This window comes from Ruegeria sp. CDSB029 (genome assembly GCF_059611125.1).
The window spans coordinates 1-13,999 of record NZ_JBXWOX010000018.1; the positions used below are offsets into that span (position 1 = coordinate 1).

At 52.3% G+C, this 13,999-nt stretch carries 10 protein-coding genes and 1 pseudogene; 7 read left to right on the forward strand and 4 right to left on the reverse strand.

What is annotated here, in order from left to right; translation table 11 throughout:
- Positions 1-188 precede the first annotated feature (188 nt).
- A pseudogene (locus tag AC2FI8_RS18275) lies at positions 189-404 on the forward strand (amidohydrolase family protein); the annotation flags it as partial.
- Between the two features lie 811 nt (positions 405-1,215).
- Here AC2FI8_RS18275 and AC2FI8_RS18280 read toward each other — a convergent pair.
- Both AC2FI8_RS18280 and AC2FI8_RS18285 read right to left on the reverse strand, forming a co-directional pair.
- Entirely contained in the window at positions 1,216-2,022 is an 807-nt protein-coding gene (locus AC2FI8_RS18280) for a hypothetical protein (protein WP_496780495.1), read from the reverse strand.
- A gap of 265 nt (positions 2,023-2,287) precedes the next feature.
- Entirely contained in the window at positions 2,288-3,487 is a 1,200-nt protein-coding gene (locus tag AC2FI8_RS18285; protein WP_496780537.1) for an ROK family transcriptional regulator, read from the reverse strand.
- 186 nt (positions 3,488-3,673) lie between these two features.
- On the opposite strand from AC2FI8_RS18285, the gene AC2FI8_RS18290 reads away from it, so the two are divergent.
- The 5 genes from AC2FI8_RS18290 to AC2FI8_RS18310 all read left to right on the forward strand — a co-directional run bounded on the left by AC2FI8_RS18290 (position 3,674) and on the right by AC2FI8_RS18310 (position 7,987).
- Complete coding sequence (locus AC2FI8_RS18290) at positions 3,674-4,693, forward strand: sugar ABC transporter substrate-binding protein (protein WP_496768945.1); 1,020 nt, start codon at positions 3,674-3,676, stop codon at positions 4,691-4,693.
- 115 nt (positions 4,694-4,808) lie between these two features.
- Positions 4,809-5,879, forward strand: coding sequence for an ABC transporter permease (locus AC2FI8_RS18295; protein ID WP_496725339.1), 1,071 nt, complete (start codon positions 4,809-4,811; stop codon positions 5,877-5,879).
- Positions 5,879-6,661: an ATP-binding cassette domain-containing protein gene (locus AC2FI8_RS18300; protein WP_496780496.1), complete on the forward strand. Its 783-nt coding sequence runs from the start codon at positions 5,879-5,881 to the stop codon at positions 6,659-6,661. The genes AC2FI8_RS18295 and AC2FI8_RS18300 overlap by 1 nt, the downstream gene beginning before the upstream one ends.
- A 122-nt stretch (positions 6,662-6,783) precedes the next feature.
- A complete protein-coding gene (locus AC2FI8_RS18305) occupies positions 6,784-7,293 on the forward strand; it encodes a nucleoside/nucleotide kinase family protein (protein WP_496725335.1) in 510 nt (169 codons plus the stop codon).
- A gap of 133 nt (positions 7,294-7,426) precedes the next feature.
- Positions 7,427-7,987 (forward strand): transaldolase family protein, encoded by a 561-nt coding sequence (locus tag AC2FI8_RS18310; RefSeq protein WP_496780497.1) that lies wholly within the window; start codon positions 7,427-7,429, stop codon positions 7,985-7,987.
- An 838-nt stretch (positions 7,988-8,825) separates the two neighbouring features.
- On the opposite strand, the gene AC2FI8_RS18315 is transcribed toward AC2FI8_RS18310, so the two are convergent.
- The gene (locus tag AC2FI8_RS18315; RefSeq protein WP_496780498.1) at positions 8,826-10,700 is read right to left on the reverse strand and encodes a DUF3604 domain-containing protein; all 1,875 of its coding nucleotides are present in this window, start codon (positions 10,698-10,700) and stop codon (positions 8,826-8,828) included.
- Positions 10,701-10,927: 227 nt separating this feature from the next.
- Complete coding sequence (locus AC2FI8_RS18320; protein WP_496780499.1) at positions 10,928-12,193, reverse strand: TAXI family TRAP transporter solute-binding subunit; 1,266 nt, start codon at positions 12,191-12,193, stop codon at positions 10,928-10,930.
- Positions 12,194-12,696: 503 nt separating this feature from the next.
- Here AC2FI8_RS18320 and AC2FI8_RS18325 point away from each other — a divergent pair.
- A complete protein-coding gene (locus AC2FI8_RS18325) occupies positions 12,697-13,998 on the forward strand; it encodes a DUF3300 domain-containing protein (protein WP_496780500.1) in 1,302 nt (433 codons plus the stop codon).
- Position 13,999: the final 1 nt, after the last annotated feature.

The following is a 13,999-nucleotide window of genomic DNA, read 5'->3' on the forward strand; positions in this document are numbered from 1 at the left end:
CGAAACCATCATCCCGATGGATCACAGACCGATCATGCACTAACAATCAACTTGGACCAGTCAGATGAGGCTGCTCATTGGGTGATAACCATGCACTGCAAGTATGGATGGAAGGTATCAACGCGCTAGCCGCGCTTCCGAACACGTTCATGAAGATTTCGGGTTGATCGCGAGCAGACCCACATTGGAGCGTTGATACTATCAGGCCTTTGGTTGAGCACGTGCTACATGTGTTTGGCTCGAAACGGTGCATGCTAGGCAGTAATTTTCCGGTCGAGGAGCTTACATCGTCCTATGAAAGGGTTTGGACCGCATTTAACGAATTGTTTGCCGAGTTGACCCAGGAAGAGCAAAAAAGCCTGTACTACGCGGCAGCACAGACCGCATATCGGTTTTCAGCGTAATCGCTTTTGGGTCGTTTTAGTGGCGTGTCCAAATGGAAGGCCTTTGAGTCACAAAATGACAAGATTGGTGCGTCGGAGAAAATTCAACCTGTTTAAAATCAATAAATTAACCAGGAAGAAATGAAAAAACTATGTGCCACCCGACATAAATGCTGAAAGTCACACGAGACCGACCCAACCGTCATAGTTGGACCAGAAAAGCAGTGAACATTCGACATCAGAAGGCGCCCCTAACGTTGGGCATCAGGTGAATTTGACCTTTGTGCCATAGACTAACCCGCTCCCCATTTCATACTCACGCAAACAGATTCGCTTGATCTGACTTCCCTTTCGGAAAATCAGGGCTGATTTGTAGGCCAGACAGCGAAGCTGCCTGTGCCGGCTAATCTGCCACGTGGCGAACGCTGGACGGGGTGAGGCATTGCTATTCGACAGGGGTGGTGCGGTCCGCAGGCGCAGCCAAGGACACGGCCCTGTCGAATAGGGTTCCCTGAGGGGGAGGGCAGCGTCCTCACGCTGACGGCCAAGGGCGTTTTGCTTGTCCAAATCCCGTTGGCCCACGAAAGGAATGTAGTGGGAACGACGGCTTGCCGCTTTTTGCGATTATACCATTCTGTCAAACAGCAAAAAGTAACAGTCGACCATAAACAGCAGACCTTAGCTGCGGTCGCAATGTCAGGCTCGACTAAGTGCGGCTTTGCGCAGATATGCACGGTGCGGCATCGGTCATTCTGGGCTCAGGGCAGACAATCAAAAGTCAACAAAAAGGAGTGCCAAATGTCCGCTCTGCGGACAAAGCCGACTTTGCCTTTTACCCGGCTCGGAGTTTAGTTGCCACAAACTTTAGGACTTCGGCACCCTCTGCAATAAGTTTGTTTTCGCAGACAGCCTCGTGAGCATTTGTGCAGATGAAAGACCAAACGGCATAAATCCCATCTGCTATCAAAATGGCTGCGTAGCATTTATTTTGACCGTCAGCGCAAGCCACATTTGCCTTGTTTTGAATGGGGTACATCTCATCAATTAGAGCCGCCACCTCTGCATTCGGCAGCCCTGCAAAATGATGGTGTTCAAATACTTTCAGACCCAATTCGGTGGACAAATACAAATCAGCAGGGAGGTTCTTCAGCTCCATTCGAAGCTGATTGTTGCATGCCTTCCGGCTCCACTCCGACGACAACTTTGGGCAAATTTCTTGTGATATGCCGTACTCGCCGTAGGTTCCGTAGACACCAAAATTTAGTCTAATATTAGATACTTCCGCGGGCTGTGTTGGCTCAGCTGCAAATTCGCGCATCGCAGTTTTATAGTTTTGGGTCGCAAACCACCGAGACTCACCGAATGGCCCGCTATTTCTAAACTTCGGAAGAGGATCAGTGTTGTTTGGCGGCTCGGTAAGTCTTTGCACCGATACCACTGGCACAGAAATCACGAAATCGCCCAATCGAAAATACGCGTCGGTCGCCAAGAACTCTGGGTCTGGTCGGTTCAAGTCGTTTTCGCGTGGGTAAAATGCCCAAATTAGGACAGCAAAAAAAGAGCGGTGGCAAGAAGTGTAAGTCTCTGCAAAATAGGTTGTCCAATCGACCGTGAATGCGAGTTGGTTAATAAACATCATCACTATCAGACTGCTCACACACTACCATTGCCAAAACGCAAAATAACAGACGCGAACACTATGGGCTCATTACGGACCTCGGTGCCTTTTCAGCGCAGGCTCCTGCCCCGCCGCCAGCTGATCACGCAGACGGCCCAATCCGGTCCTCCGCTGCTTTTTCTATACTGCGCTGCAACCGCGCCAAAGCGGCCCTTCAAAGGCCGCCTCCTTGAGCAGGATCCGCGATTCTTTCTTGATCAGGAAGTTTGACGACGACGAGCTTCCTCTACATCCCAGAAAGCCCAGCATTGGTATTCAATAGAAATTGGCGGAAAATTGGGCTGCTAGCCGCCCCAATGCCGCGAGCGTTTTCCCCAACCGCAGCGGCCTCAACGACCGGAGGAATCAAGCCGCGTTTGTCTTGATTGACTAAGTAACGGCGAACCCTAGACACCAGTTCTTCCCGAACCTCAGGCGGGAACGCGCCATCGATGAAAATGGCCTCAAAGTCGATGACAGCACAGATTGAAAGAGCGGCCTTAGCTAATTCTTGCGCCGTGTTGCCAATCCACGGCTCGACATAGCGAGAAATGCTGCTCCAGTCCTGCGGCTTCTCCCATAGAATCCCCGGGTCGACACCCGCTTCGATCAATCGGTCCTCGAGCAAAAACAGCGACGCCGTGTCGATCAGTTGTTGGCTTTCACCCAAAGGACCGGTCGTGCGCATGGCGCCCAATGCACCGGCATTGCCTTGGTTGCCTTCGAACACGGTGCCGTTCAATGCAACACCGCCGCCGATCATTGAGCCAATAAAAAAGTAGAAGTAGTCACGGTATTCTGCCCCACGTCCATAGAGATGCTCTGCGTGACAGGCGGCTGTCGCGTCGTTGACCACAAAAACCGGCAAATCGCTGAACTTGGCGACCTCGGAAAAAAAATTCACGTTTCTCCAAGACCTAAATTTTTTTGCAGCAAGCCCAGACAGATCGTGCCATTTCCAAAGTTCAAATGGAGTCCCGATCCCGATCCCACAAACACGATCACGAAGCCTCTGAGGCTCGTGGGACAGAAGCGTTTCCAAACCAGACTCCAAAAAACCGAAAATGACCTCTGGTAGCGGATAGTCATAAGTCGTGGAAAGTTGGCGACGCGGCGTACCTGTAAAGTCGATCAAGAGCAGATCGGCGCTACGCCGCCCGATCTTCATCCCAACCGACAAGATGCCTTCCGGGTTTAATTCCATAGGGATCGAGGGCTTTCCAACCTTCCCGCGCAGTGGAGTACCACGCTTGAGAATCGCGTCCTTTTCTAGCTTGCGCAGAATGATTGATACAGTCTGAGGAGACAGGCCCGTTAATCGCGCGACGTCGGCGCCTGCGGCGGGCCCATGCCGTTGTAAAACTGTCAAAATCAGACGCTCGTTGTGATCGCGAACCCCGCTTTGACTTACCCCACCGGTCAGTGTGTTGAGCGCTTCTCTCTCCATAAGCCTGAACATAAACACCTTGTTTTCTTATGAAAAGGTACTCCGGTAAATTAATAAATAAACTTTATTTATTTATTGACAGAAAGACTAGAATCACAGTTTCTTGAAATAGACCTTCATTGGAGGATGAGGGCGAGTCTCGTTGGCCTGCCATGCGGGGCATCAACAATTTTCTGGGAGGACTACATGAAAAATCTATTCAAGATTGCCGCATCTGCTACCGCGCTTACGGTGGCTGCTGCATCTGCTCACGCAGCCGGAGAAACCGTTTGTCTGATCACGAAGACAGATACCAATCCATTCTTTGTAAAGATGAAGGAAGGCGCAACGGCCAAGGCCGAAGAGCTTGGCATGACCTTGAAGGCCTTTGCCGGTAAAATCGACGGCGACCATGAAACTCAAGTTCAGGCCATTGAAACTTGTATTCTCGACGGCGCAAAGGGAATTCTCCTGACGGCCTCGGACACAAGCTCGATTGTCCCCGCTGTTCAGCAGGCGCGTGACGCTGGCCTGTTGGTTATCGCTCTGGACACGCCGCTAAGCCCGATTGATTCCGCTGACGCAACCTTTGCGACAGACAACTACAAAGCTGGCCTGTTGATCGGACAATGGGCGAAGGCAAAGATGGGCGACGCAGTGGCTGACGCCAAAATTGCGACGCTTGATCTGAACGTCAGTCAGCCAACCGTGGACGTTCTTCGCAATCAGGGCTTCCTCGACGGCTTCGGTGTGGACCTGGCAGACCCCAATGTCATCGGCGATGAATCTGATGCTCGTTTGGTCGGCAGTGACGTGACCGACGGCAACGAAGAAGGTGGGCGCCGTGCCATGGAAAACCTTCTGGCCAAGGACTCGACGATCAACGTGGTTCACACGATCAACGAGCCGGCGGCGGCAGGTGCCTATGAGGCATTGAAATCTATTGGACGTGAAAACGATGTGCTGATCGTTTCGGTCGACGGTGGCTGCCCCGGTGTACAAAATGTGCAGGCCGGAGTTATTGGTGCCACAAGCCAGCAGTATCCGCTTTTGATGGCTTCGCTTGGCGTCGAGGCTATCAAAAAGTGGGCTGAAGAAGGCGTAAAGCCTGAAAACACGCCCGGAAAAGACTTCTACGATACCGGAGTCGCGCTCATCACGGACCAACCTGTTGATGGCGTGGATTCGATCTCGGTCGCCGAAGGCTTAGAACTCTGCTGGGGCTAAAAAGACCTAATGAATGAGGCGCATGAGAGCGCCTCATCACTCCTTTCACCAGCAAACCGAAACTTCCTGTACACTGATCTCGTGGGCGTTACGCCGCCCGCGAAAAGGGGGAGATATGTCCGAAGCAAACCAAAGCGCCCAGGAATTTGAATCCGCTGCTAGCAGAACAGAAACTGTTGCGGCTTTTGAGGACCATCGGCGTGGCGTTCTGGGGAAGTTGCAGCATCTTCTTCACGTCAATCCATCCTTTGTGCCTCTTATTGTCTTAGTCAGTGCAATGTTGATTTTTGGCCTGCTTCTGGGCTCAAAGTTCTTCTCTCCGTTCGCAATGACTTTGATCCTTCAACAGGTCCAGATTGTGGGCATCGTGGCTGCCGCGCAAAGCCTTGTTATTCTGACGGCCGGAATTGATCTGAGCGTCGGTGCGATCATGGTTTTTTCTTCCGTCATCATGGGGCAGTTTACGTTTCGGTACGGTATTCCAGTGCCAATTGCCGTTATGTGCGGGCTTGCAGTCGGAACTTTGATCGGAGCCCTTAACGGGTGGCTTGTCAGCCGAGTTAAGCTCCCGCCATTTATCGTCACGCTTGGAATGTGGCAAATCGTTCTGGCTACAAACTTCCTGTATTCTGCGAACGAAACCATTCGCAGTCAGGATATTGAGGCAAACGCGCCGTTCCTTCAGTTTTTTGGAACCAAGTTCAGCATTGGTGGAGCGACCTTTACAGTTGGCGTCGTTTTCATGCTCGTCCTGATTTTTGTGTTGGCATATGCACTCAAACACACGGCCTGGGGGCGGCATGTCTATGCGGTCGGAGACGATCCAGAGGCTGCCGAGCTCTCCGGTGTCAACGTCCACAGAACTCTGATGTCCGTCTACATGCTGTCCGGATTGATCTGCGCCTTTGCGGGCTGGGCTTTGATTGGGCGCATCGGGTCGGTCTCGCCGACCTCCGGCCAATTGGCCAACATTGAAAGTATCACCGCGGTTGTGATCGGGGGCATCTCATTGTTCGGCGGGCGAGGATCCATTCTGGGATCGTTGTTCGGAGCTCTGATCGTTGGCGTGTTTACTCTGGGGCTGAGGCTTCTGGGCGCAGATGCACAGTGGACCTTCCTGTTGATCGGTCTTCTCATCATCGCAGCGGTCGCAGTCGACCAGTGGATCAGAAAGGTATCGGGCTAATGTCAGACACAACTCCAGTCGTCCAAGGGCGCGGGATCGTGAAGCGTTATGGCCACGTCACCGCCATCGACCATTCCGACTTTGAACTGCGACAAGGAGAAATCCTTGCAGTTATCGGGGACAACGGTGCGGGTAAATCTTCCATCGTCAAGGCGATTTGCGGGGCCACCATCCCGGATGAGGGCGAGATTCTGATCGAAGGAAAGAAGGTAAACTTTAGCTCTCCAATCGACGCCCGCAATATGGGTATCGAAATCGTCTATCAGCAGCTTGCCATGTCTCCTGCCCTTTCAATTGCGGACAACATGTTCATGGGGCGCGAGATCCGCAAAAAGGGTTTCATGGGCAAATACATGCGTCAGCTCGACCGGCCAGCTATGGAGAAGTTCGCCCGCGAAAAATTAACCGAGCTTGGCCTGATGACCGTGCAGTCGATCAACCAGGCGATAGAGACGTTGTCCGGCGGCCAGCGCCAAGGCGTTGCCGTTGCGCGCGCAGCCGCCTTTGCGACCAAGTTTATCATCATGGACGAGCCCACAGCAGCTTTGGGCGTGAAAGAGAGCCGCAAGGTGCTTGAACTCATCCAAGACGTACGCGCACGTGGCATTCCAATCATCCTGATCAGTCACAACATGCCACATGTCTTCGAAGTCGCGGATCGCATCCATGTGCATCGGCTGGGCAAAAGGCTCTGCACCATTGATCCCAAGGATTACACGATGTCCGACGCCGTGGCCTTTATGACCGGCGCCAAAGAACCACCAAAAGAAGACGCCGCGTGATCGAGCAGGACGCAAAGCGCGTGTGCGACCTGATCTCCTCCCGGAGGCAGGTTGGGGTTCGGACGATTGTCGCAATCGCCGGCCCCCCTGCATCCGGAAAGTCGAATCTGGCAGAAACCGTTGTGCAAACGCTGAACGCACAACAATGTTCTGCGGTTCCGTTAGCCTCGCTGGTACCCATGGACGGCTATCATCTGGACAATCGCGTACTTGAGTCGCGTGGTCTGCTAGCGAGAAAAGGCGCGCCAGAAACCTTCGACGGATTTGGGTTTTGCAATGCAATCAGAGGACTGCAGTCTACACAACAAGAGTCCTTTCACCCCAAATTCGACCGCCAAATGGATCTGGCCATTGCCAACGCGATTGCTGTTCACCCAGAAACTCCGACTATCGTCGTTGAGGGAAACTACCTTCTGATGAAAAGCGACCCGTGGAGAAAATTGTCGGATGTCTATGCCGCAACGGTTTTTATCAGTCCGACTTTGGAGGAGATTGAAAGGAGGCTGCAAAACCGCTGGATCAAGCATGGGTTTGACCCAAAAGCCGCCCTGCAACGCGCGACAAATATCGATCTGCCGAATGCTGAACTTGTCTTCAGAGAAAGCAAAAAAGCTGACCTGACATTGAACTAGAATTACACCGAATTCGGTATGCGTTACGCGTTTTGATCAGACACAACCGACGCAAAAGCGATCTGCTGGTACTAACGGTTACCGACGTTTTCCAGTGCAATTAACGTCGTCCTATACACGATGAGGGAAGCTTATGAAGTGCTTTGTGGACACCGCAGAAGTAAACGAAATTATAGACCTGATAGACTTCGGATTATTGGATGGAGTTATCACCAATCCAAGTCTAATCGCAAAGTCCGGCCGCGATTTCAAAGAAGTCATTGCGGAAATTTGCACTCTTACGGATACGCCTGTGTCGGCAGAAGTTACAGCTTTAGATGCCGCAGGAATGGTTGCGGAAGGAGAGCAACTCGCGTCCCTCGCAGACAACGTCGTTGTCAAACTGCCGCTGACCTTGGAGGGCCTCAGAGCCTGTGCTCATTTCAAAATGGAAGGTATCAGCACAAACCTCACGCTCTGTTTCTCACCCAATCAAGCACTCTTAGCTGCGAAAGCCGGCGCGACCTATGTGTCGCCTTTCATTGGCAGATTGGACGACATCAGTTTGGACGGGATCGATCTCATCCGCGATATCCGAAGCATATTCGACAATTATTGCCTTGAAACCGAAATCATTGCAGCATCCATCAGAAGCCCCAATCATATTACACAGGCGGCCCAAACCGGACATTCAATCCAAGACTTTGCAGATTGAGTGACACGCAAAGAACTGACCGCACATCGGCCAAAGCCGCGTGTCAGATTGCCAGCAGTTGCGTGCTTCATGTCAACAACCCAAGTGTCAGAGAAAGAACTCTGCCCGTTCTACTACCCAAACCATTGCGACCAGACTTGCGCAAGCGGCAACACTCGCAGCGAAGGTCTGCTTGGTGGCCTCCTATTGCTTTTTGCAGTTTGACAGAATGGTACAATCGCAAATGGCGGCGGGCGCTCTTTCCCCTTACTTTCCCTTCGTGGGCCAGGGTGAGGGCGCGGCCCTCCCCCTCGGGCAACGCTATTAGACAGGACCGTGTCCTCGGCTATGCCTGCGGGCCGCACCACCGCTATCGAATAGCATTGCTTCGCCCCCTCCCGCGTCCGCCACGTGGCAGATCGGCAGAAACAGGCAGCTTCGCTGTCTGATCTGCAAATCAGCCCAGATTTTCCAAAAGGGAAGCCAGATCAAACGAAACCCTCTGCGGGAGAATTAAAATGGGAATTTTGGATCAGTTTAAGACGCAGAGGCCAAAATCAATTGATGTCCAACATCGGGGGTGCCTTCCGATGTCGAACGTTCACCCCGTTTCTGGTCCAACTGTGACGGTTGGGTCAGGTTCGTGTGACGTTCAATAGTAAATGTGGAACGTCACTGATATTTGACTCAATCGACGGCCAAAACCTCATTAAATCGGTCAATCACGTCATTCATTTCTGACCCAAACGTCAAGCATTTGTGACCCAATAAGGATAGGGGCCATTAATTAACGCTGCAGCTAAGGTCAACGGAGAGCCCAGAGCAGACTAAGAGATATTCAGTCTTAACCTAATATCACTCATCCCTGAGGAGTGTACCAAATTGGTGATGTGTAAGCCCGCTCCTGTATCGAGCGCGGTGCTTCGTCTGGGGTCTCCGTTCCGAACACCTTTGCATCGTATGTCGTCCAACGCGGCGTTGGTATTGCCAGCACTCTGACATAGTAAAACGCGCTTTGCGTCGGGTCGAAGTTCGGGTCTTCCCAATATCCGGCGAGAATTGCCTGGCCGATGTCATTTGTCCAAGACGCGTTTTCTACATCCACCGTATTGCCAACCGGGCCGTCACACGCCGCGTTTAGAAGTTCACGCCCGCCACAGGCAACATCATAAACACGTTCCGACGTTGTGCCGTCACTGTTCAGCCAGCCTTTGACAATCTGAATGCGGTCGAGGTTGGCCCCATCAGGGTCACGGAGCGCACGGATGAGAAATCGCGGAGACCGACCGTCACTGTCCGCTTGCAAATCCGCCCCCATCGGGACGCCATTTTCATATCCATACGCGGCAAAATCCGCACGTGGCAGGTCGGTTTCGTCGAATTCATATCCGGCAAAAACGCGAACACGCATGCGCGGCCCCGTGGTCGCAAAGACCTCTTTCCGAGCAAAAGCATCCCAAATGGCCTCGCGGGTGTTTTCCCTTGCCCAAACGGCCGCCAAACCCGACGCCGAAGTCTGCCATGCATATTGGGCAACACTCTCGTCACCACCAATACCGCCGACGACCTCTTCAAATCGGATCGGGTCAGCAGTAGGTTCAACAGCCGCGACTTTCCCGAAGAAATTGTCCTCGCCAACCGTGGACAGCGATGTATGAGCGTCAGTTGAGCCGATCACGCCAAACTTGAACGGGTTTGTCCCAGTTTCCGCCTCGTATCCTAGTCCACGACGCAATGCCGCGCGTGCGTATTCGCGCGGAAGCATTTCAGGTGTCTTCGGTTCTGGTCCGAGTTGTCCTTTGTCCCACGTTTCGAAGTCAGCAAATTCATCGTCTGGTGACAGCATGGGATGTGCTTCGCCGTCACCTTTCATTTGCGTGATTTCGTAGATCGGTTCCCACTTGGCACGCTGTTTGAAATACTCAACATTGAACGGTTCGCCCGACAAGCGCACTTCGTCAAACATCAACCCGTTGGACAAATTGCCATTGTGCGGGATCGCAAGCAGCTTTTGGCCTGTTGTTTTTTCGGCTTGCTCCATCCATGCCCAAAGGTCTTCGGGGTCGAAGCTATCAAAGTTCGAGAACGGGATAATCTTGTCGGCGCCCTCTTTGCCACCGTTGAATATGACATTCCTGTGCAGGTTGTTCCGCTGTGGGTTTGAGGTCCACTCGAACCCGATAAGCGCAGTAAACAAACCCGGTTGATTGTGTGCTTCCGCGGCAGAGGTAATGTCGCTCCACGCTGTCTGGTAGATCTCCTGATAATCCGCCAATGGGTCTGTGCCAGTGGACTTGGCTTGGCTCCAAATCGACCATGCGCCAACGGGATCACCGGCCTCGACAGCCGCGTTCAGTTGCTGGCCAAACTCCGTGGAGAGCAGCGTGGCATCCTTGGCTGAGAGCAGCGGCGCAAGACCAAGGTTTTCGGCGTGATCGGCAATAACCAGAAAATCCAATGGTCGGCGCAACCTCGCTTCGACACCGGTGCTGGATTTAACGACTTCGCCTTTGGCAAACCTGTACGCTTCATTAGGGCCAAGTACATTCCCGATCATACCGGCATCGGCAGAGTATGATGTATGCAAATGGGTATCGCCGAAAAAGACCTGATTAGGGAAGTTTTGTTGTGGGTAGGGGGAATACTCTCTGTCGCCAGGTTGAGTGCTTGGGACGTCCTCGGCGTGCGCACCAGCCGCAAGCGCGATAGTCAGAATAGATGCTAAACGGATCATTTCCTAACCTCATATTTTGTTCAAACCTAACAACGCTCAATACAAGTAACTATGACGCATAATCTGAACTCTATTCGTTCAGCACAGCCGCCGCTAAATAAATCTCTGCGAACGATGGCTGCGACCCCAAAGCGGCGTACACGCAATAACTAAAGCACACACCTGTATCGAAGTCTCAAATTAAAAAGGTATTTTAGCGTGGTTTGCTTGCGAACGTTGAGGTTTCATCAACTTTTTGCAGTTTGACGACGCGCAATCTCCTGTCGAACTAGGTCTATGTGCAAACGTGCATCATATGCTCCCTGGCGGTATGCGAGCGGCAGATTCAGATTTGCAAGGGCGGTGTCCACGTTTTCGATATTTTTGGCGACTTCTTCAACCTCAGTTGAGGTCTGTGCCTTGCTGAGTTCCTCCTCAAGCGCCATGATACGCTGATAAAAACGCCAGACCCGGCGCTTTTGAAACCACACGTAACTGGACGGGACTATCCGCAAAAACGGTACTAAGAACAACAAAGGCAACAGCAATAACAGTACGCTGCCAAACTGCGCTGCGATCCAATATGGCAAGACGCCATGCAAAAAGTTTGGCCCAGAGTTTATGAGTTCTGTGGCAATTTTGTTCAGTGGTACAGGCGGTGAAGCCGTGTTCGGGTACTCGCGCGCACTTTGCAAAATATTAGGTTCGCTATGAATGTTCTTTGCTGCATTCACTAACCTATCGGTTACTGCAGGGTGCAGATCGGATGCGGCGATAAGTGAAGCTCGCAATGCTAAGATCTTGACGTCCTCTGGTGGTCTCGGAGGGTCAAGTGTGATTGATCCTGCCGGTACAGTTACCGAATTCGCTCCGGAAAGTTTCAATGCAAGGGCATCGACCAAAGCCATAGGGACGAAAATGATTTCTGGATCAAAGATCGCATCCATAAGGTAAGGTGCATCGAGTGGAGCGACAAACAACGCTGCATCCGCTTCGTTGGCATACAACGCCTCTATCGCGTCATTGCCCCCGAAATCGACGAGGTCTATGTCGACATTTTGCAACCCAGCGGCCTCAATTAGCGCTAAAGCGGCGGCGCGAGTACCGGACGCCTTGGTTCCTGCAGCTAAGCGAATGTCTCCCCATTCTCCTGCATTGGCCCCGACTGGACTCGACTTTCCGCGGAACACCACCATAGGTTCAAGAAAAATGGCGCCCAAAGACTGTAAGTTTTCGTCCTGAGGTATTTCCAGACCACCCTGAACAAATGCGGCATCCACTTCGCCAGAAACAAGTTTCTGAATGTTCTCAACGGACCCCTCGGTTTCAACTAAAACTACCTGAATGTCGTCACGTGCAAGTTCTGCTTTGTAGAGCTGTCCAACTTGCCAATATCCGCCGCCGCTAATGCCAGCAGCCAGCTTAATACTGTTGGGCGGTTTCAAGCCAAAGATCAGAAAAACAAGCAACCCGATAAACATAATCGGAAAGAGAATGAAAAGAGCTAAGCGCATTTATTCTCACATTCAGATGATCGGAACCGATAATTCGTTCTCATTTGATAGCAGTCTTTTTGCCAACGAGAAACCGATCACAGTGGGTAGCACTCGAAAGTTCGAGTTCCTCGGTTCAAGTATCCCTGAAGATTAAGTTGGTCGCGCAAAAAACCAAGAGCGCTTGAACAAGGTTGAGCTCAAAAACTGGCCGTCTAGGCAACGGTTTATCCTATCGCAAACCAGAGTTTTAGTTTTGTCTTTTTTGTCGGCAATGTCCGCAGAGCAGACGTTGAGGTGAATTCAAACAACGACTGCTTCGAGCCCAAACTTGCGTTCAATTGCTGTTTTGTCCGCACAGCAGGCATTCATAAAATTTTACCGAATGGCGGCTTCGAGCCCAAAGCGAACGCTCGCTCAAACTTGGTTTGGGGGACATTATTATCCCAAAACCGTCTATTTGACTGACCGGTTGCCAGAATCGCAGTCTTAGGTGATCCTTCAAGAAATCGAAGGATCGCAATATGTTTAGGTTTCTATTAATTGCATTCGGTATTTGCGTATCTACTTTCGCGTTAGCGCAAGAGTCGTCCGAAGATGTGGCGGGAAAAGATGATACCTCGGCAACCTCGTCCAGCCTGCTAACTGATGCTGAGTTGCAGACATTGGTCGCCCCGGTTGCTCTTTATCCCGACACGTTACTCATACAGATATTTGTCGCGGCCACCCAGCCATTGGAAATTGTTAAGGCTGAGCGGTATTTGCTGGATAACGCCGACCGCGACCCCGTTGAACTTGAGCCGGAAATCGAAGCAATGGGATGGGATCCTTCTGTCAGCGTATTGGCGACGGCGTTTCCCGAAGTTGTTGGTCAGATGGCCACCCATATCGACTGGACCGAGACAGTCGGCACAGCCATGTTGGCCCAGTCCGATGATGTGATGGATGCGGTGCAGGTCATGCGGGATCAGGCAATTGACAGCGGCGCTCTTGTTTCAGGTCCCGAGCAAACTGTCGAAGTGTCTGACGACGACACAGTAGTAATTACACCGACAGAACCCGAAACGGTATACGTCCCACAATACAATCCCGAGACGGTTTATACTGGCCCGTCAACCGGGGATGTTGTGGGCGCAGCACTACTAACGTTTGGCGCCGTTGCCCTGATCGACGAAATTTTTGACGACGACGATGATTGGTATGACTATTGGGGGTGCCGAAATTGCGGTGGCTGGGGCGGTGGTCCGATTTACAGAAATCCAAACATCGACATAGACGTCGATGGCAACGTCAATATCGGCAATGATATAGATTTAGGTGACCGAACGGATATCGGATGGAACCCCGATCCTGACCGGCAACAGGAGGCCCGGAACAAAATAGCGGACCATAAAAGACCTGAAGGTAGCCGCGGCGACTTGCCGGTTAGCCGTCCTGACGGTCGCACGGATGAGCTGCGTGCAAAGTTGAGCCGAGAATCTGGTGCTGCAGATATTAGCCGGGACCGCGGGGCGGCAGCAGCTGCGGTCGGTGCCGGTGCGGGGGCTGTAGCAGGCGGGGCATTAGCGAACCGGAGCAACGCAAATCGGGATAAGGCCGCTGCAAAGCAACAGGCCATTGATCGTACCAAACGTCCAGATGCGGCGAAAAAGCCAGTCGCACAAAGACCGCAGACCGCCAAAAAGCCGCAGGCGAAGAAAGCCGCATCGACGCAGCGCAAGCCCGCGGCATCCAAAGGGCAAGCGATGAAGAAAAAGGCGTCCGGCAGCAGAACTCAAAGCGCGTCCAATCGTGGACACGCCGCTAAAGGCAAGCGGAGACGGTAAG

What these genes read in the sequence shown, in the direction of transcription:
- AC2FI8_RS18280 (WP_496780495.1), bottom strand. Translation starts at nt 2,022, where the DNA reads ATGATGTTTATTAACCAACTCGCATTCACGGTCGATTGGACAACCTAT.
- AC2FI8_RS18285 (WP_496780537.1), bottom strand. Translation starts at nt 3,487, where the DNA reads ATGGAGAGAGAAGCGCTCAACACACTGACCGGTGGGGTAAGTCAAAGC.
- AC2FI8_RS18290 (WP_496768945.1), top strand. Translation starts at nt 3,674, where the DNA reads ATGAAAAATCTATTCAAGATTGCCGCATCTGCTACCGCGCTTACGGTG.
- AC2FI8_RS18295 (WP_496725339.1), top strand. Translation starts at nt 4,809, where the DNA reads ATGTCCGAAGCAAACCAAAGCGCCCAGGAATTTGAATCCGCTGCTAGC.
- AC2FI8_RS18300 (WP_496780496.1), top strand. Translation starts at nt 5,879, where the DNA reads ATGTCAGACACAACTCCAGTCGTCCAAGGGCGCGGGATCGTGAAGCGT.
- AC2FI8_RS18310 (WP_496780497.1), top strand. Translation starts at nt 7,427, where the DNA reads ATGAAGTGCTTTGTGGACACCGCAGAAGTAAACGAAATTATAGACCTG.
- AC2FI8_RS18315 (WP_496780498.1), bottom strand. Translation starts at nt 10,700, where the DNA reads ATGATCCGTTTAGCATCTATTCTGACTATCGCGCTTGCGGCTGGTGCG.
- AC2FI8_RS18320 (WP_496780499.1), bottom strand. Translation starts at nt 12,193, where the DNA reads ATGCGCTTAGCTCTTTTCATTCTCTTTCCGATTATGTTTATCGGGTTG.
- AC2FI8_RS18325 (WP_496780500.1), top strand. Translation starts at nt 12,697, where the DNA reads ATGTTTAGGTTTCTATTAATTGCATTCGGTATTTGCGTATCTACTTTC.